Below are 19945 nucleotides of genomic sequence, written 5' to 3'. Positions count from 1 at the left end.
CATCGCGCCCTTCGGCTTGGTCCACGCCTCGGGCAAGGTGATGGGTGCGATCGGCAAGCGGGCCGAGCACATTCCCTGGCTCAAGGTCGCGACCGAAGCCGAAGCGACCTTGCTCAAGGGGCAGGGCAAGCTGGCGATCAGCCAAGGTGGTCGGGCCGCGGTTTGGACGACCCACCGGCTGATGAACGCCAGCGCTTTCACCCTCGGCGGCATGATCAACCAAAATCTGGGGTTCATCGAGAAGGACAACGCGCCGCTCGGCCTGGTCTTCCTCCAAAACTTGGCGATGGATTTTCAGATGATGGCGGCCCACAAGGGCGTCAACGCACTCACCGGCGGCCGGATGGACAAGCTCGACCGCAAGCTGGATCAGGAGCTTTACCTCGCGCCGACTTTGGCCAAGCTCAAGATTCCGCCGAAGTCGGCGGCCGGCAAAGCGATGTCCGGCTTCCTGCTCCACTATTCGGACGCGATGGCCGGGAAACGCGGCAAGCCTTTGAGCGGTGACGAGCTGATGAAGGAAGTCTCGGCCCTCAACGAATCGGTGACGCCGCTATTGAAGAAGAACGGCCTAAGCCAAGGCGACGCCTTCGAGGCCGCCCGGACCCAGCTCTTCATCCATGCGGCCAAGAAGAACCTCAGCGCCGACCACATGACCTGGTACTCCGAGCGGCTGAAGATCCCGGCCGAGATGGACAAAGCGGCGTCGGATTTGTTGCCGGGCAAAGGATATTCCAAGGAAGTCCGCGACTCGATGAAGGGCGAGCTCTTGATTTGGGCCATGGACCGCGCCGGACATCCCGACAACGTCCATGACAACTTGAAAAAGCTCACCGACCTGAGCGGCGAAATGGGAAAAAACCTCGATCGAGCGGTCGAAGGTTTGATGGGTCCGGGCGCGCTCGAGACGCCTCAAGGCATGCGCCTTCGTGAGCTGCTTTTAGGTCGGGCCCTCGGAGCCGCCGAGGCGCCCTCCGACGCCGCCCGCCTGCTCGAGGGAATGGCCAAGCAGGCTCCGTCCCTCGGCAAGGCGATGGGCGAATTGGTCAGCGGCCTCGATCCGAAGGCCCGAATTGCAGCAGTGGAATGGGCGACCGAAAAAGGCTTCGACGTCGCCGCCTTCAACCACCTCCGCAACGAGGTGAAAGAAGGCAAGGTCGAGCTGAAGTTCGAAGACGGCAAGTTGGTTGCCGCCCGGGTTCCGGAAGACAAGCAAGCCGCCCAGAAACTGAAATACGAGGCCGATCTGGCCGGCGACAAGGTTCGCCAGCGGGGCGAGGATGCGGCCAAGTTGGCCGACGGCTTGGGCTTCGAAGGCGGCCTCCATTCCAAGAACGACCGCGATCGTTTCTTCGAGCTGGTTCAAAGCGCCGCGAAGGAAAGCAAGATCTCGATGGGCCAAGCCAAGGAACTCTTCCGAGCTTTGGAGCCGGTATTAAAGCGCGAAGTCGATCCGATGCATCTCGAAGGGGTGCGACGGGCCGTGTTTCTCGAGATCTTGGGCGGCAAGATGGGCGAGACCCGGGCCTGGGATTTGGCCACCCAACTGGCCAAGGGAGAAATAATTCTCGAAGTCGGGGCCTTCGGTGAATTCACGACTCATCCCCGGCCGGCTTCGGGCGACTCCGAGGTCACCCAGGTTCGAAAGCCAAAATCCGCCGACGATTCCAATGCCGACACCGTTGTCGAGCTGCGCAAGCCCAAGCCGAAACCCACCGTGGACACCGGCGATGCGACCGCCGTCCGTTCCCCGACCGGCCGCAAAAAGGCCGGCAAGCCTGAGGTGGGCGACAATGCCGACACCGTCGTCGAGCTGCGGGATCGAAAGCCGGCTCCGGTCGACGCGGGCAAGGTCGGCGTGGCCGACTTCAAGCCGATCAACGAAATCGAGGCCAAGGCCGACAAGATCGCCAAGGCCGAGCCCTCGCCGGAGCGGATTCAGCGCTACGAAAAGTATTTGATCGAAAAGAAAAATAGGGACCCGGCCGAGGCCAAGATCCAAGCCGAAGCTTGGGCCAAACAGGTGATCGTCGACGCCCGGGCCCATCAGGCCGGCCGCACCCACATCTACGACACCAGCCTTCCGATGCGGCCCGAGACCGCCCACATGGATGCCGCGACCGTCGACCATCACGGCCGCTTCGCCAACCCCAAGAACTCGACCGAGCAATTGCTCGATAAGATGGACGGCGTGCTGGCCCTGGTCAAAGACGATCCCAAGGCTCTCGAGGCCGCCGCCAAGGACGAGGCCGCGATGGCCTCGGCCCGCCGCGGATTCAAGGAAGCCGGCGTGGTCTCGCCCTCCGATCGCCAAGTTCGGGAAGTCGCCGCCGCGCTCCGCGAAATGAATCTCAAGGAGGTCACCACCGACAATTTGGCCGACGGCGGCTGGTCGGTGTGGATCGCCAAGAATCAGGCCCGGGTCTTGGCCGATCCTTCGCTCCGCAAGCTGGTCCTCGAGGCGACTCATTTCGAGGATTTCACGGCCTTCGGCACCACTTACAATCCCAAGGATCCGGGTGTCCGGCTCCAAGCCGCCTTGTTCCAAAAATACGGCGAAATTCTGAAGAACAACGGCATCGTCGGCAGCGACCGCTTCACTCCGGCCCAAGCCGACAAGGTGATGCGGGAGGCATTGAGCGCCATCGATCAAATGGTGGCCGACCCCGCGGCCCGCAAAGCCGCCGCCACCGAATTTTTCGAAAAAGTAGAACAGGGCAAGAAGATCGCGGCCGAGCAGGCCTTGATGGCCGAGGCCTCGGTCCACCAGGGCGACACCCAGCTGAGCTTTTTCGATCTCACCAAGCTCGGCGATTTCACGGTTTTTCAGCAATGGCTGGCCTTGCCCCGGGTTTCGCCGGGCGGGAAGGACGACACCATCCAAGTTTCGGTGGTTCCGATGAAGCCGATGGAAGCCGTCGTCGATGGCAAGGCCTTGAAAGCCGAGCGCAAGCTCCAAATCGTGGCGATCCCCAACGGCCGGGAGTTGCCCTCGAAGAAGGGCCTTTTGTCGGCCGTCGACGCGGTCAATCAGGCCGAGCTCGCGAAGGCCGAGTCCCTCGGCCTCGTTCCCAGGGAAGGCGAGGCGCCGAAGGAAGGCCAGCTGCCCCGCGATCATTTCGCCAAACTTTGGTTCGGCAAGGACAACGTGATTTTGCCGAATCCGATGAAGGGCGGCAGCCTGCTGAGCCCGCGGGAGGTTTCGGAGATTCTGACCGACCGGACCGAGTCGCCGGCCAAGCTCGACTTGTTCACCCAGGCCGAAGCCTCGGGCAGCGGGAGCGGTGCCAACACCGTCGTCAATTTCAAGAGCAAGAAGCCGCAGACCAAGCCCAGCGGCGACAGCGATCCCAAGGCTGGAGGCGGCGGCAAGCCGGTGGTGAAGGCCGCGGCCCATTCCGGCGGCGGCGGACCGAAGACCGAGAAGCTCAGCCCCGATTCAGTTCCCCAATACGAGGCCTACTGGGACCCGCGTGTTCGGATGTACGACGAACAAATGGTCGGCAAGATTCACGAGTATTACGGCTCGGATGGGGTGCGATCGGATTTGACCGAGATGGCCAAGCGCCACGATTCCTGGGGCGAGTCGGCCAAGAAGTTTCAAGGCGAGCTCGCCGCCTTCGAGAAGGCAAGCCGCGAGTATTTCACCGCCGAGAAGAAGTTCAAGAGCCGGACCGAGGCCGACGCCGATCCGGCGCTTTATCAGCAATTCCGGGCCTTGGCCAAGATGGCCGAAGACCTCGAGAATCATCCTTACCATAAGCTTGAAGCTTCCCACACCGAGATGATGCGGAGCTTGGGCGGCGAGCTTTGGCATTTGGAGAACGCCCTCGCCAAAATTCAATTCGAGGACCTGGGCCATCAGTTCGCCCAGGGGAAGACCGAGCCTTCCTTCGATTTCCAGATGAGCTTCACCTCGCTGGACAAGCTGGCGACCTACGACGGTCGCTGGAAGGGCCGGGCCACCCAGGACTTGGTCAAGGCCGAGGTCAAGGTCGATAGCTGGGCCAAGGCCGAGGAAGTCCTCAGCGGCTTGCGCCAATCGAAGGTCAAAGTCGTCCGCGACGGCAAGGAGAGCACCGAGTACGCCTTGGAGCTGACCGGCGACATCGCCAAGAGCCCCGACGGCCGCAAGGGGAGGGTGGCGGTCACGGTGAAGGGGCCGCCGAGCCACAATCTGGAAATTCATTTCGAATTGAAGGCGGCTCAGACCAAGCCCGGATCCGCCGAGCCGCAGGTCGCGATGGCCGCCGGCGCCGGCGACAGCATCGTGATTCGGACCGTCCCGGTTGAGCCGGGCTTCGAAGGCCGCTCGGGCCACGACCTGAGCGGGTTCCGGGCCGGACTCGGCACCGACTATTACGAGACGATCCATTCCGCCGACGCCCGGATGAACGGCGGTCTGCTGGTGCCGCAGGCGCCGAACGATCCGGCCCCGACCACCGGCATGGTTTGGAAGGTCAAGGCGGTGCAGGGCGAATATGTCCAGCTCGAGAGTGGAACAAGCTTCAAGGGCGGAAAGTCCTCGGCGGTGGAAGGTTTGCTGGTCGTCAAGATGGGTAGCCATAGCCGTTACAGCCCCGGCGACGAAGTCCGCTTCATCCCGCCGGTGGCCGGCGGCAGCGGGGAGCCCTCCCGCCGGCTCGAGATCCGGCCGCCCGAGAACAGCGATGAATTCATTATCGGCCGTGACCCCAGCACGTCCCACGTGGTCTTGGGCGACACGGCGGTCTCCCGCCAACACGCCACCATCGCCCGCAATGCCGAGGGCCAGTGGTTCATTCTCGACGGCACGCGCAATGATCAAGGCGAGCGCAAGCTCAGCCAGAACGGCGTTCAAATTTGGAACGGCCAGGCCGAAGTGCCGGTGGGTCGCGAACATTGGTACCCTTTGGCCGATGGGCAGTCCATCAAGATCGGGGAACAATGGATAGTATTCCGCGCGCCCCAAGCCGCGGTCCCCATGGCGGCGCCGAATCACGTCGAAGCTCCTCAGCCGCTCCCGATCGGCTGGGACCACGTTTCGACCGGGCTGGCCCGGCACGAGTTCGGCGTCGATCAAATTCCGGCCGACGTCAACCACTTCGATGTTTTTTGCGGCGATGCCGGGAAGATGAATTCCCAGAGCGGCCCTTCCTTGGTCCTCTCGGGCAGCCTGGCCGGCGCCCTGGTTCCGGAGCATCAGGGCCGCTTTTACCGCGACACCGACGGCGGGTGGCGATACATGCCCAATACCCCCCAGCAGGTCTACGACCGCAACGCCTTGCCGAAGCAACCCTTGGCCGACGGAAGCTACAAGGTCGAAGCGGGAGATATTTTCACCTTCGGCTACCAGTTCTACGAGCTCAGCAATGGTAGGATTGTTCCACGCCAGGACGGTTCTCTTCAGGCCGTGGCCGAAATGTCTTTGCACCTACCCTGGACCGCCGCTCGCGGCGGCAACGATGCCTTGACCTATCCCACCCGCGGACCCTTGGTGGATCCGCGAATCTTGTCGGGAAGCGTCGATTTCAATCAACCGATCCCGATTCAAAGCTCGCCGGCCACCGCCCTCAACGGCGAAGTGGCTCGAGTGACGACCCAGGGCGTTGGTTACAAATCGACGAATGAAGACGTCGTCTTCTCGGCCCGCGGCCCCGATGGAAAGCTCTTGATGCTGAACGTCGACGGTATCGGCGGCTACGCCGGTGGCGACGCCGCGGCGATCCTGGTGGCCGAGGCTTTTAAGGCCGAGTACCAAAGGTCGGGCGACACCGCCAAGGCTTGGCAAGTGGCGAACCAGGCCGTGCTCCGCTTCAACGGCGCCACCGTTCAGCAGAAATTGCCGCGGGCCGAAGCCATGAACGAGGCCCGCAAGATCATCGCCGACCCCAGCCAATTCGGCATGGATCCGATCGCCCAGGGATCGGGCGCGGTGGCGGTGATGGTGGAGCAGCAGCCCTCGGTGAACGGCCAACCGGGAAGCGCCCGCTTCGAATGGGTCGGCGATGCCCGGGCCATGCAGGTTCGGGCCGACAACAGTGGCCGCCTACGCTGGATTTACCGCACCGTCGACGAGGGAGTTCCGGGGATGCCCGGGATGGTCCAACCGGGAGTCGATTTTAAAGCAGGCGGCGGCAACAAGACCCTGGTCTTTCAGCTCCATCCCCAATCCCACGTCGTCACGAACTCGCTCGGCAGCAAGGCCACCGTCGAAGTGAAAGGGACCCGTCATGGCGAGACGCCCGACCCCAACGACCCCAATGGAGCCAGCCCAGTCGGCGACTATTATGCCAACGGCATTCCGCTCCTGCCCAAGGATTGGGTGATCTTGGGTTCCGACGGTTTTTGGGAAAATTTCGGGCGGACCGAGACGATCCTGAATATCATGAGCAAGGCCGGCAGCGCCGACGAAGCCACTCGGATGCTCACCGAGGAAGCTCATTGGCGCATGGGGATTCTCGCCGAAGCCAAGAAGACGATCGAGCCGGATTCAGGCGACCGCATGCGCTTCGAACGGCCGGGCGGGCATTTCTACATCGACCATTCGGGTAGGTGGCGTCAGGCCCAGTACCTCGAGATCGATCGCTCCGGCCGGGTCTACGAGGTGGGCAGCGATCAGGCAATCGACCATTACAAGAACGACAATTTCAGCCTGACCGTCTACCAGCACAACCCCAACCCCGACGCGGCTTCGAAGGATCTCGTTCCGCCGCCGATGGACGGCCGCTCCGGCCATGACCAGGGCGGAGGGCAGGGGCTCTACGGCGGCAGCAGCACCGAGATGAAGCTCATCGGCAGCGGTGACGGCTCTCCGAAGGACCTGCAGGAGCTGAAGCAAGCTTATACCGAAAAGGACTCGAGCCTGCTCAAGAAGATCCAATCTCACGGAAACGTCGAGGGCACCGCCCGAACCTACGAGGCCCAGGAATTCCCGGAGCTGCTCCACCTGGTGATGGAGCGGGGGCAGCCGATCGAAATTCTGCCTTCGGCCAAGGACATCCGGGCGACGGTCGAGAACGAGATGTATGGCTTCGTCGTCGAGGTCGAGCGCCGCTTCCCGCAGGAGTTCCAAAAAGCCGGAAAGAACGATCCCGAAACCGGCGAATCCTTCCAGATCAAGGGCAACGACGGCAAGCTGAAGGCGAACATCCCCGCGATGTACCGCTTCGCCAAGCGCCTGCTCAACTCGAAGCTGGGCCTGCCGGTGCATGGCGAAGCCAGCCCCAAGCAGAAGGAAACGGTTCTTGGCTTCATGCAGAGCGCGATGGGTCGGAAGGATCTGGATACTTACGAGAAGGCTTCCGAAGCGCTGCGCCAGGAGTTCCGGACCTTTGGGCCCGAATTCCGAAAAGCCTACAAGGCCGCCAAGCCGGCGATGCGGGAGGCCTTGCTCGACGCCTTCTTCGACGGCAAGCGCTTTGCGACCTTCACCTCGCTTAAGGAGGCCAGCGGCCTGCTGCGCTTCCTCGGCAAGACCGGCCACCACGTCGAGTTCACCCTCACCGCCGACACGTCCAAGCAGCCCAACGAATACCTGCTTTCGATCGGCGACCTGACGGCCGCCATCAATCCCAAGCCCGGTTTGGTCACGATCATCCACTCCCACCCGACGCTCTACGTCAATCGGCGCCGGAATTTGATGGGCCACCGCGACACCTTGGACCTCGACAGCGGCAAGGAAGTGGGGCACTCGGCGAGCATCCTGTTCTCGCCCGGCGACTTCGACCACATGATGTTCGACGCGCTTCGCCTGACCAAGGACGGGGTGAAGATGGACGGCGTTCACGAGGACGGGGTCTATCGGAACTGGGTCCAGCATCGCTTCGGCCTATCGGAAGCCACGATCCAGGTCGGCCGGGACGGCAAGGCCAGCGAGATGAAGATCCGTTACGGCTTTTACAAGGGCTTCTCCGGCCTCGACGGCTCTCACAGCGCCGTGATCAAGCAGCTCCAGGCCTATGCCAAGAAGGAGTTCCCCGGCGTGAAAGTGACCTTCGAAGAGGTTCCGACCGAGCAGATCGAGGGCCGCATCCCCTGACTAGTGCATGCTAAAAATAAGATTGCTCCGCGACGTTGCGGAAGTAGAGCGGCAGGGTGTCGCCGAGCCGGCGGGCGACCTGGGGGAAATGGTCGTCGGTGTTCATCGCCCGCCAGGAGAATTCTTCGAGGTAGGCCATGATCTCGGTGATCAATCTTTCCTCGCGGCTGATGCCGGCGAGCCGGAAGGGCTCGACCGGTCCGTTCTCGCTTCGGCCGTTGAAATGTCGCCAATGCTCGAGCTCGTGGACCAAGCCCCGCAATCGCCACACGGTTTCGGAAAAAGCGCGGTCGCGGTCGGCGATCGTGCCGATTCGCAGGTAGGGCGGCTCCCGAACCAGGATTTGGTCGGTTTCATGACGATTCGAGGCTTGGCGAAATAGCGTCCATTCGCAGTCCCGAGGCAGGCCCCCGGTCTCGACTTCCCGGAAAAACTCACGCTCCGGCAAGACTCGAATGTCGAAGTCGCCCTGGCGCCAGGCCTGCTCGAAGAAATCCGCCCGCGGGAAGTAGCTGGACTTCAAGAGCCCGAAGAGCTGCTCGGCGTTCATTCGGCGATGGACCGCGGCGTGATTCAAGAAGTGGTCGACCAGCCGGGAACGGTTTCGCTCCCGCAGCTCGGGATACCTGAGATAGGGCCCGGACTCGCGAAAGACCGAGACCACTTTCTCGGCCAGTCGCAGGTCGTTGAAATGGGCCGTATGCACGCCGCCGTTCAAGGTTTGGGCGATCCTCTCGTCGGAATGCCCCTGTTGGCCGAGAGTCTCGACGTAGCGTTGGGTCGGGATCTTGGAGGGCTCGGCGACGATCTCGCTGAGCTTGGAGGGCAGGTCGCGCGATTCCAACACGTGGTAGAGGCGGTTGAGGACCAAGTGACCCTGAGGATGAAAGCGGGCGTAGTCGATGGCGCCGTTGATCTCGGCGGCGAAGTAGGGCGAGGCCGGATCGTGGCCGCGGCCCAGGACCTCGATCATGTGTCCGGCCTTGGCCGAATGGAAACCGGCTTCCCGGTGGACGAAGTTGAAAAGGGGGACCAAGTCCTGCTCTCGGACGCCCGGCCAGGCCCGGACGGCCTCGGCGCCGTGATTGGCGTGAAAATGGGCGTCGTAAGTCGGTGTGTCCTGGGCCGGCGAGATCGGCTCTTTGCTGTAAGTGATCAGCAGTTCCGAAGTGTCGCTTCGGCTGAAGCCGCGCTCGAAGACTCGCAGAATGTTTTGCATCGCGTGATGGCGCAGGGCCGGGTCGGTTTCGCTGAGGACCTGCCCGAGGAGGAGCTGGAGCGGGGCGTAGTCGAAGCTTCCGCGGGAGCTGCCCAAGGCGTCGGTTTCGAAAATCCGCTCGATGGCGAGCAGAGTGTGGAGCTGCCCGACTTGGCCGCGCTGGGGCGACCGCCAGAGGGCTTCGAGCAGGTTTTCGTGGAAGCCCGGCAGGCTGCAGCGGATTCGGCAGGCCCGCCGGATGATCTCCTCGGAGTAGAAACCTTCATCGCCCCGGGGAAAGAGCCGAAGATATTTTTCCTCGAGCTGGCGGACGATCGGCGGCGTCAGGCCCGACTCACTGCCCCGGCCGACTGAAAGGAAGCGCGGAGACGCTGTCGGGGCTTCGGAGCGGGGTGCCGGGCCGCCGGCCGTGGCCAAGGCCAAGCGCGGTCCCCCGGACGCGGAGGACCCGTTCCAAGCGGTTTGCCGCCAACGCAGGTCGAGCCCGTTTTCCCAGGCCGCGAATCGCGAGCCGAGCCAGCGCCGGCTAAGCTGGCCGCCGACATTGAAATGGAGCAGGGTGGCCAGGGCCTCCCAGGAATCGAGATCCTTTTCGCGCCAGCCGGCGGCCTTTTCGAGCTCGGCGCCGAGCAAGATCCCGCCGAGGAGGCTGCCTTGCTGGAGGAGTCCGGCGGTCAAGGTCGAGCGGGGAGCCGGACCCAGCAGCCGTCCGGCCACGGCGCCGCCGGTGGCGCCGCTGAGCTTAAGCGTGCCCAAGGTCAGCGAGGCGTGGCTCAAATCCCGGGACCAGGACAGGGGGCTCGGTTCCATGGCCCGATGCACCGAAGTGAAGGCCAAAACTTCGGCCCCGAAACCGCCGCCGGTGGCGAGGCTTTGGGCGAGGAAGCCGCGAGTCCAAGGCGAGGCCGCGGCGTCAAGCAGCCGTCCGGCCACTCCGATCCGGACGAGCCGGTAAGCCAGGCCGCCGGCGGTCATCGCCGCCAGGGCTTTGGGATCCGAGGCATGGCGGAGGAAGCTCCGGGACCAGACTTCGAAGCGATCGCCGAAAGTGCCGCCGCCCGAAAGCAGGCTCAGCCCTTCCTGAGCCCGTTGGCGCAATTTGGGGGGAAGGGCCGCATCGGCGAGCAGGCCTGAGTAGATTTCGGCGGCCGCCGGGGCGTGCTCTTCGGCGGCCAAGTCATCGGCCAAATGGAGATAGCCTTCGCCGCGTAGCTCGAGATCGGGCTCGCGGCCGAGGGATTCGGACCACGCCAAGGCTTTCGCCGGCAGGGGCGAGGAAATTTTCATGGATAGAATCGTTAGGAGCGGGGAGGGTTTCGGTCTGGCCCAAGGGAAGTTGCGCACAATGTCATTCCGAGGAGCAAAGCGACGAGGAATCCCTGCGGAGTCTCTTTCGCTAAGAAACACGGCAAGGATCCCTCAATCGTTCGGGATGACATCTGCTTAAATTCCCTTGACCCTCCCTAAAGCTTTCCTACAAATAGGCCACCCGATGTTAGAATGGTTTCGAAAAATCGTCATGGCCTTCGCCTTGGGGACCCTGACCTTCACGCCCTGGGAAATCCTCATGGTCCGGGCCGAGGTGGTGGAATACGCCAAGCCCCAGTTCCTCGGCATCCCGCTTTGGCTGCCCTTGTTGTTCGGAGCGGCCGCCTGCGGAGCCATTTTATTCCTCGTCGTCTTCGACCGCTTTTTCCATACCCAGCTCGAGTACCAGGGCGGTCACTTGGTCTTCGAATACTTGCTGCTGGCCTTGGTCTACACCTCGATCTTGCTTTTCCACAGCACGCCTTATCTTCTTTCGCTCGGCCTTCTCTTGATCGTGGCTCTGCGGCTCAGTATCTTTCATCAGCCTTGGGATGTCCTGGTCTTCCTGATCGGCGCCTGCCTTGGCCCGACCTTGGAGCTGCTTCTCACCAGCCTCAATCTTTATTTCTTTACCGAGCCCGACTTTTTGGGCATGCCCTATTGGCTGCCCCTCTTGTTCGGGGTGGCGATGTTGGCGATGCGGCGCTTGGCCTGGGTCATCGAGCCGCCGCCGTTGCCAAGCCAGCAGTTCCTATTGACTCCCAAAGGAGGATGAAGCGATGTGGAAATCGACCGTCTTGATTTTTTCCTTGAGCCTGCTGATCCTCGGCGCCTGGCGCCTCGCCCGTGCCGCCGACAAGGCGCCGCCGGCGACTCCGGCCGTGGCTCCCAAAGCCGCCGTCTACCAAACCACGCCCTCGGGTCTGAAATACCGTGACATCGTGGTGGGGAAGGGCGCCAAGCCAACGGTCGGCCGCCAGATCCAAGCCCACTATACCGGCAAGCTAACCGACGGCACCGTCTTCGACAGCTCGATTCCCCGCGGCCAACCCATCTCGTTCATCATCGGCGTCGGCCAGGTGATCAAGGGCTGGGACGAAGGCCTTTCGACGATGAAGGTCGGCGGAAAGCGCGAGCTGCTGATTCCGCCGGATCTGGCCTATGGCGCCGCCGGCCGTCCGCCCAAGATTCCGCCCAATTCGACGCTCGTTTTTGAAGTTGAACTGGTAGGGGCGGAATAGCAAAATAGCCCCTGATCAAGCCGCCAGGAGGAAAAGGTCCCATGACCATCGAAGAATACGGCACGCTGTCCGAGGAAGAGCTCATTCAAGAGATCATGAATCAGCTCGAGGAGAATGACGACATCGATCCGAGCGAGCTCGATTTCAAGTTCGAGGACGACAAACACAAGATCACCGGCACCCTCCAAAGCGAGGACGAGCTGGAGGCCCTGATCGCGGTCCTGGAGGATTACGTCGATCCCAAGGACTACCAATGCGACGTCGAAATCTTGGAAGAAGCCGGCATCGATTCGAACTTCGGCAAGGGGGCCCGGTTCCGCCGTCCGCGCGAGGATGAAGACGAGGACGAAGAGGAGGATGAGGAGGACGACGAGGATGAAGAGGATGACGACGACTTCGATTACGACGAGGAAGACGAACTCGACGAGGAGGACGATGCCGACTTTGACGAGCTGGAAGACGAAGAGGATGAGGACGATAATAAGTGGTAAGTTAACTTAACATAATGCATCTTATCATTCTTATTGGTGCATTGGCAGAACCGGGTCATCCTGAGCGCAGCGAAGGATCTGCGACTGCCCAATATAGATCATCTACCTTGGGCAGTCGCGGATCCTTCGTCCCCCCAGTCTCACTCGAACCTCGCGGCGTTCGACTGGGGCCCCCGCTCCTCAGGATGACAGCTCCTAAGCCTCTTGTTTTCGAGCCCCGAAAACGGTAAATCCCCGCACCATGTCGACCCCCCATCCGGCCCAGCGGACCTTGGTTCCGTCCCTGGATCCGCAGTCCAAGCCCTCGGTCTTTCAGGCCATCGAGCGCGCCCAAAAGCTCCTGCTTTCGCACCAGTTTAGCGCCGGTTATTGGTGGTACACGCTCGAAGCCAACGAGACCATCGGCGCCGAATACCTCTTTTTAAGGGAGTTTCTCGGCATCGCCGATGGCCAGATCAGCCAAGCCCTTTGCCGCCGGATGCTGACCCAACAGCGCCGGGACGGTTCCTGGGCCCTCTATTATGATGGCCCCGGCGATCTCAGCACCACGGTCGAATGTTATTGGGCCCTCAAGATGAGCGGCTATCCGGTCGACCATCCGGCCATGGTCTCGGCCCGGGATTTCATCCGCAGCCGCGGCGGCCCGACCAAGGTCCGGGTCTTCACCAAGATTCACATGGCCATGTTCGGTTTGGCCCCTTGGTCGGCGGCGCCGGCCATGCCCTATATTTTGATGATGCTGCCCAAATGGGCCCCCATCAATATCTATGAGTTCAGCTCCTGGGCCCGGGCCTGCATCGTTCCGCTGCTCGTCGTCCTTAATGAAAAGCCTGTACATAACCTGTCGATCGACCTGGAGGAGCTTTACATTGAGAACCCCGAGGCCCGCGATTGGTCGATTTCGATCGGCGAGGACTGGTTTTCTTTAGGTAAAGTCTTCTTGAATCTCGATAAGGTATTAAAAAACATAGAGAAAATTAAATTACCAAAGTTTCGGCGAGCCTCCGCCATCAAGCGTTGCGAGAAGTACCTTCGGGAACACATCGAAAAGACGGAGGATATCTACCCGGCTTTAGCTTACGGCGCGATCGCCTTGAAGATCTTGGGCCATGGCCTGGAAGACCCCATCGTCGCCAAGGCCCTCAAGGCTCTCTACTCCTTTCAACAGCTCACCGAGGCCGAGCTGGCCCAGATTCCCCGGGAATGGCGGGCCGCCGACCTCCAAGCGCGGGAGCCGGTGTTGCACCAGCAATGCTGCATCTCGCCGGTCTGGGACACGCCTTGGGCCGGCGTGGCCTTGGTCGACAGCGGGCTCGATCCGGGGCATGCGGCCCTGCGCAAGGCCGCCGAGTGGCTCAAGTCCAAGCAGATCACCTCGGTGCGCGGTGATTGGTCGGTGAAGAACAAGCGGGCCAAGCCCGGCGGCTGGTCTTTCGAGTTCCAGAACGAGTATTTCCCCGATGTCGACGACACCATCGAGGTCTTGAGCCTCTTCCATAAGCTCGGCCTTTCCACCGAGGACTTCAAGAAGTCCTTTGACTTGGGGCTCCATTGGCTGATGAGCATGCAGTCCAAGAACGGCGGCTGGGCCGCCTTCGACGTCGACAACACCCTCGATTTGGTGAACCGCATCCCCTTCTCCGACCACGGCGCCTGCCTCGATCCGCCGACGCCCGACATCACCGGCCGGATGCTCGAGTTCCTGGCCTTGATCGGTCATCGGCGCGAGGACTCGGCGGTCCGGCGGGCGGTGAATTTCATTTACCGGGAGCAGCTCGAATGCGGCGCCTGGGAAGGCCGCTGGGGCGTGAACTATCTCTACGGGACTTGGTGCGTGCTCCAGGGCTTGGCCGCCATCGGCGAGGATATGAACGATCCCCGCATCCAGAGGGCCCGGGCCTGGCTGGTCGCGGCCCAGAACCACGACGGCGGCTGGGGCGAGTCCTGCCGCGGCTATCTCGAGGACCGCTTCACTCCCCTGCCCCATTCGGTGCCTTCGCAGACCGCCTGGGCCTTGATGGGATTGATCGCCGCCGGCGGCGCCGATATCTCGGTCGAACGAGGCGTCGAATTCCTGCTCCAACGGCAAAACCGGCACGGCTGCTGGGATGAAAGGGAATACACCGGCACCGGCTTTCCCGGACATTTCTACATCCGTTATCACGGTTATCGGCACTACTTCCCGCTCTTGGCCTTGGGGAAATACCGCGCACTGTCATCCTGAGCGAAGCGAAGGATCTGCGACTGGCCAAGGCACTTGCCTAAACCCAAAGCTCCTTCGTCCCCACGGAGTCCCTCCGAAGATACGAAGGGGCCTAGAGCTTCCAAAGACCTTGGTAGGTCGCAGATCCTTCGCTTCGCTCAGGATGACATTGGCTGGCTAACTACGCGCTGAGACTCCCCGATCCGGAGAGGGCTTGGTAAGCGAGCCGGGTCGCCCGCCGCCATTCGTTCATCTGCTGTTTTAGGCTCAATTCCTTCTCGCGCAAGGCCTCCTTGGCTTGGCGCAGCGATTCGCGCGAGCGGTTGGCCACGTCGGCCTTGAACTCGGCGAAGTCCTTCCGGGCTTTGGAGTAGAGCTCGACGGCGCTCTCCAGGCCGGCCTTCATCCCCTGGAGCTTCTCGAGAACGGGTTGCCAGAATTCGCCGGGATGGGGATGGGCCTTGGCGGCGAGCCGCTTCCAATCCATCTCCAAACGGGCCTTCAGGATCGCCGCGGTCGGCGCCCGGCGCAATTCCTTCACCAAGGGCGTGTGCGAGAGCAGCCAAAGCGCCCACTTGGTGGGATCCCAGTGGTACCAGCGAATCCCGTTGCGGTAATCGCTCTGAAAGCGATGGTGATAGTTGTGGTAGTTCTCGCCGCAGAGGATGGGAGCCAGCCACCAAACGTCGCGGGCCGAGTTGGAGTCGCTGTAGGGCTGAGTGCCGAATTTGTGGGCCACCGAGTTGATCGTGAAGGTGGTGTGATGGGTGATCACCGCCCGCAGGACGCCGGCCCACAGCAGCATGCCGAAAGGCCGGTCGATCATCCAGCCCAGGGCCAGCGGGAGGCCGAGGGCCAGGGGCAGCGAAAGCCAAATCCAATAGCGGTGCTGCCACATCACCCATTTGTCGGCGACTAAGTCGGGGGCGATCTCGGCCAGCCGGTTGCGGTGAGCCGGGTCCTGGGTCAGAACCCAGCCGACGTGGGCGTACCAAAAGCCCTTCTTGATATTGTAGGGATCCTTGTCGCTGTCGACGTAGCGATGGTGCATCCGGTGGTCGGCCGCCCAGACCAGGGCCGACTGCTGGAAAGCCGCCGCCCCGACGATCAGGTAGAAGAGCTTGAGGGCCGGATGGCACTGGAAGGTCTTATGGGCGAAGTAGCGGTGATAGCCGCCGGAGACCACCATCGCCACCACGAAGACGAAGACCGCGGTCACGATGGGCTCGAGCGGATGCACCCCGTGACGCGGGATGTAAAGAGCCAAGCCCAAAATGCTGCAGAGCAGCGTGAGCGAGAGGAATGGAAGGGTCAGCCATTGGATCTTTTTGAGGAACGACATAGGGAATCCCATTAACACCATTATGGCTTGGCCCCAAGCGATGATTCAATGGGTGTTAGCGGGCCAAGTGCTCCCGCATTAATTCTTTGATCAGCGTCTGGTATTTCTTGTTTTCGAGGGCCGCTCGACGCTTAAAATCGTCTAGCAGCGCTTCGTCGATTTTGAGGCTGATCAGCTTGGCTCGAGGCTTGGCTGTTCTCCGCCCCGCCAGCCGTCGGAAATCTTCCGGCTCGGGACTTCATTTTGAGCAGCTCTTCCAGCGATAAGATCTTAAGCTTGCGGTTTTGGAAGGCGATGGATTTGGTCTTCATCTTGGCGAGATCGAAAGGCAGCAGCAGGTCGACGATCTCGGTGGCATCGCGTGGATTGATATATACTTGGTCCCTATTTTAAATCAAGCGCTTGACCAGGATCCGCAGCAGGGTCTTGGGCAGGTCGCGGAAGTCGTGGCTGTGGTAGAAATTCTTGTAGACCTCGCCGACCTTCTCGGTGCCGGGGCCGATCCCGATGGCGATGACGGTGATCCCCCGGCTTTCCATCTCCTTGACGTAGGCGGCGGTCTCGGCGACGCCCTGCCCGTCGGTGACGACGATGACGGTCTTTTCGTCGTTGTCCCGGCCCTGGAAGAGGTTGTCGGAGAGTTTCAAGCCCTCCAAGTCGTTGGTTCCTCCGCCGCCGGAGGATTCCAGCTCCTGCATGAAGGCGTCTTGCTGCTTCTCGCCGCGAATCGTCTCCTCAAAGGCCTTATGGATGTCGGCGGTGTCGTGGAAGCCGGCCACGGCGTAATCGGTGCGAAGCTGCTCCATGACGTATTGGAACAGGGCCATGGCCTGGAGGGCCGCCGCTTGGGCCTTTTCGTCCTTCATCGAGCCCGACTCGTCGAGCAGCAGGATGAAGCCGTGGGAGCGGCGGGTCGGATACTTCTTGCGCAGGAACAGCTTCAAATCCTCCTCGCTCAAGATGCCCAGCTCGTCGTGGAGGATGGATTGGACCGCCCGGCGGACGTCGAGCTTGGTTCCCGAGATATAGGGTCCCTGGTGTTCGTAATCGGCGTTCAGGTGGAGGACCTGCTTGAGGATCTCTCCCACCTCCTGGGCCACCTTCCGGATCGGATCGAAGTAACGGCGATGAGGATGCTTGTCGTAGAAGGCCTCGGTGTCCTTTTTGCGGCCCGCCCGCTCCTTCAGGAGATCGGCGAAGGTCTTTTGGTCGTAGGGCCGGAAATCTTTTTCCTGATAAGCGCCCTTGCCTTTCCCCTTGGGGTCCTCGTTTTGCCCCCGGCGACGGGCCCGGTCGATCTCCCGCTGGCGCTGGGGCGAGGTGTTTTGCGGCTCGAGGCGCTCGGCCAGCTCGCCGGCTCTTTCCTCGAGCAGCTTCTTGGCCTCCTCGTCCAGATCGTCCTCGTCGATGCTCGAGCGGCCGCCTCCTTGTTGCCCCCCGGCTTGGCCGGGGCCGCCGGGCCGCCCTCGCCCGCCCCGCTGCTTCAACTCTTCCTTCAATTGTTCGAGCGATTCTTGGTAGAGCTTCTCGTAATCGGGGAGGATGTGCTTTTTGATCAGTTCGAAGACCTCGTTTTGCTTGGCGATAACCTCACGTTCCCGCGGGTGATAGGGGTCGGGACGGGTCGCCCAGATTTTTCGGGCCACCGGAGCCAGTCTTTCCAAGGCTTCGCGGACTTTTGGGTTTTGCACGTGCTCGGTCACCCGACCATTGGCCCAAAGATCGATGAAGCCATGGGCGAACTCTTCGTGAGGTAAGGCTCCGAGGGGCTCGGTTTCGCCCTCCTCTTTCGCTTTTTGAATCTTCTGGGGATCGGGGAAGAATTTTTCATAGAGGGAGATGAAGTCACTTCGCGAGCCGGGCAGCCGCCCGGTCATGTAGTCGTTGACCCGAGGGTCTTCCAGACAATTGTTCAGAAGATGGCGGGATTTCTTTTCGTAGAAGAAACCGTCGCCAATCCGGCTGATCGCCCCATGACCGCCTTCGTGGATGGCGACCGCCGCGATCTGGCGGGGGCTCAGCTCCAATGCAGCCAGCGGATTGACCAACATGACGCCACGGTCCAAGTCCATCGCCGCGATATCGACCTTGCCGGAGGTGTCGACTTCGACCCGAACCCGGCGCATGGCGGCCAGCGAGCCTAAATTTTCCAAGGTCCGCCCCTGCTCGCGCATGAAGGTTTGGATGGCGGCCTCGATCTCCTGTTGGATCTTTTTGGTAGCTTCGGTGGCCACCTGCTCGGCATCGGCCAGATCCCGCGGATCGACCTTCTCGTTCTCGGCCTTTTTTCTCTTCTTTCGGTCGAAGACGCTGGCTAAGCTTCTTCTCACGGCTGCCATCGTGAAGGAAGGCGCCGAAGAGGAGGCCGATAGGGTCAAGCCGCCCGACATGCCCGTGGGAATGGTGGCCGGCATCGCCGCCAAGGGAATCTCGACGGGAGGCTCCTCGGGCGGTTTCGGACCGGTTTCCGGTTTGCCACGGGGCGGAGTCGGAGGCGGGACTTTGGTTCCCAAGCGCTTGGCCAGCTCATGGGCGACGATCCTTTCCAGCTCCGCCTTGCTAAAGGTGTCGCGAATGAAGATCTTGCGGAACTTGTTCTCCAAGGCCGGCGAATGAGCCTTGCGCCCGCCCTGCATCTCGGCCGGATTCTGGGTGAAGATGATGCGGAAGTTGGGATCGGCCTTGACCGGGACCTTGGCGCCATTTTCGGTCACCATCAGCATCTTGTCGTCGTCGAGCAGGGAGTTGAGCCGTTCCAGGACCTCGGGCGGAATCAGGTTGGCTTCATTGAGAATTAAGATCGATCCTTCGCGTAAAGCTTTGAGGATGTAGCCCTGTTGGAAGACCAGGTTCCCCAGCTCGTCGATGGTCGGCATCCCGACCATCTCGGCCGAGCTGTGATCGGGGCTGCCGGTGGCTTCGACGACGTCTTGACCAAGGAGCTTGCCCAGCCATTTGGGGATCGAGGACTTGGAGACCGCCGGCGGTCCTTCGAGCAAGACGTTGTCCCCTCTTCTTAAGGAATCGAGGACCTTGGCGGCATATTTCAAAGTGGTAGCGACCGGCACCAAGTCTTCCCAATTGCTACACTCGGTGACTTCTTTCTTTTGGTTCGAGCGGACGACCCTTTGATAAGCTTGGATCTCTTCGAAGAACTCGTCTTCCTCGAGAGACTGGCCTAGGTATTCGGCGACTTTCTGTTCGCCCCGGGCCAAGGCCTTTTCCAGGGCCTCGACGGCGTTTTGATAGCGCTCGCCACTCAAGCCATCCAAGACCTCGGCTTCCATGGCTTGAGCGAAAGCCAGCATGCCGGCTTGGGTTAGCTGAGGCTGGCCTTGCTCGTCCCGGGTCCAGATGCTTGGGCCGCGGCCTTCAAATCCCCCCTGCCCCCCTTTTTCAAAGGGGGGTGATTCGGATTCGGCGATCCGTCTTGCCACTCGCTTCAGGGTTCGAAGGGTCACGACTTCGCCGCCGGCGGCGATCTTTAAGGCATGGAGGACTTGGGGAATATGGTCCGCCGATTCTTCCGAGAGCGAATCGGCGAACTCCTCGTTCAAGATCGCCTGCTGCTCCTCAACCCTAAACTCCCGGACCGCGACCTTCAGCCAACGGCTGCCGAAGCTCTTCTCGGTCGGCTTCCGGCCGCCGTAGCCTTCGGGATTGCCGGCGGCGAATTGCCTAAAGTTGGGATGGACCGGGATCTCGACGATCTTGCCGCCCTGCCTCACTCGAACCTTGCCCGATCTTAATTGCTGGACGACGTCGTTCTGGGCGACCAGGAAGGCCTCGGAAGCGAGATTGGCCTCGTCCCATAAGCACCAACCGCCGTTCTTGATGGCCTCGATCATCTTGCCGTCTTGGATGACGATCCGCTTCTTCTTCTCGCCCTTTTCGTTGATAAAGACCTCGACCTCGAAGTGGCCGTAGAGTTGGGCTTCGTCGGTCTCCTTGCCGAAGTTGATCCGGTACAAGGGAGTGCCGGTCAGATTGGCCAGGTAACGGAGCATGGCGTTCTTGCCGACGCCGGTGACGGCCATGAGATAAACCGGAGTGTTGGAGATGATGCCGGCCATCAAACCACGGAGGGCTTCGATGGTCGGGCCGATCATGGTGAGCTTCTC

8 protein-coding genes are annotated in these 19945 nt (G+C 61.7%); 5 read left to right on the top strand and 3 right to left on the bottom strand.

Annotated elements, in window-relative coordinates:
• Positions 1-16 precede the first annotated feature (16 nt).
• The gene (locus VJR29_00875) at positions 17-8020 is read left to right on the top strand and encodes an FHA domain-containing protein (protein HKY61947.1); all 8004 of its coding nucleotides are present in this window, start codon (positions 17-19) and stop codon (positions 8018-8020) included.
• Positions 8021-8030: 10 nt separating this feature from the next.
• Here the strand turns inward: VJR29_00875 and VJR29_00870 are convergent, their stop codons facing one another.
• Complete coding sequence (locus VJR29_00870; GenBank protein HKY61946.1) at positions 8031-10526, bottom strand: hypothetical protein; 2496 nt, start codon at positions 10524-10526, stop codon at positions 8031-8033.
• Positions 10527-10731: 205 nt separating this feature from the next.
• Between VJR29_00870 and VJR29_00865 the strand changes: the two genes are divergently transcribed.
• The 4 genes from VJR29_00865 (at position 10732) to shc (ending at position 14503) form a co-directional block, all read left to right on the top strand.
• On the top strand, positions 10732-11322 hold the full coding sequence (locus VJR29_00865) for a hypothetical protein (protein HKY61945.1): 591 nt from the start codon (positions 10732-10734) through the stop codon (positions 11320-11322).
• 4 nt (positions 11323-11326) lie between these two features.
• Positions 11327-11788 (top strand): FKBP-type peptidyl-prolyl cis-trans isomerase, encoded by a 462-nt coding sequence (locus VJR29_00860; GenBank protein HKY61944.1) that lies wholly within the window; start codon positions 11327-11329, stop codon positions 11786-11788.
• Between the two features lie 41 nt (positions 11789-11829).
• Positions 11830-12279 (top strand): hypothetical protein, encoded by a 450-nt coding sequence (locus tag VJR29_00855; GenBank protein HKY61943.1) that lies wholly within the window; start codon positions 11830-11832, stop codon positions 12277-12279.
• A 241-nt stretch (positions 12280-12520) separates the two neighbouring features.
• Positions 12521-14503, top strand: coding sequence for a squalene--hopene cyclase (gene shc, locus VJR29_00850; GenBank protein ID HKY61942.1), 1983 nt, complete (start codon positions 12521-12523; stop codon positions 14501-14503).
• Between the two features lie 160 nt (positions 14504-14663).
• On the opposite strand, the gene VJR29_00845 is transcribed toward shc, so the two are convergent.
• Both VJR29_00845 and VJR29_00840 read right to left on the bottom strand, forming a co-directional pair.
• Positions 14664-15824, bottom strand: a complete 1161-nt coding sequence (locus tag VJR29_00845) for a fatty acid desaturase (GenBank protein HKY61941.1) — start codon at positions 15822-15824, stop codon at positions 14664-14666.
• Positions 15825-16213: 389 nt separating this feature from the next.
• Positions 16214-19945, bottom strand: a 3732-nt coding sequence (locus VJR29_00840; GenBank protein HKY61940.1) for an AAA family ATPase, incomplete at its 5' end; no start/stop codon positions are given.

Source organism: bacterium, from assembly GCA_035281585.1.
GTDB lineage: Bacteria > UBA10199 > UBA10199 > DSSB01 > DSSB01 > DATEDP01.
Note: the sequence above shows the minus strand (reverse complement) of the source record. Positions and strands in the feature narration are given on the sequence as shown.

What these genes read in the sequence shown, in the direction of transcription:
- VJR29_00855 (HKY61943.1), top strand. Translation starts at nt 11,830, where the DNA reads ATGACCATCGAAGAATACGGCACGCTGTCCGAGGAAGAGCTCATTCAA.
- VJR29_00845 (HKY61941.1), bottom strand. Translation starts at nt 15,824, where the DNA reads ATGTCGTTCCTCAAAAAGATCCAATGGCTGACCCTTCCATTCCTCTCG.
- VJR29_00870 (HKY61946.1), bottom strand. Translation starts at nt 10,526, where the DNA reads ATGAAAATTTCCTCGCCCCTGCCGGCGAAAGCCTTGGCGTGGTCCGAA.
- VJR29_00865 (HKY61945.1), top strand. Translation starts at nt 10,732, where the DNA reads ATGTTAGAATGGTTTCGAAAAATCGTCATGGCCTTCGCCTTGGGGACC.
- shc (HKY61942.1), top strand. Translation starts at nt 12,521, where the DNA reads ATGTCGACCCCCCATCCGGCCCAGCGGACCTTGGTTCCGTCCCTGGAT.
- VJR29_00860 (HKY61944.1), top strand. Translation starts at nt 11,327, where the DNA reads ATGTGGAAATCGACCGTCTTGATTTTTTCCTTGAGCCTGCTGATCCTC.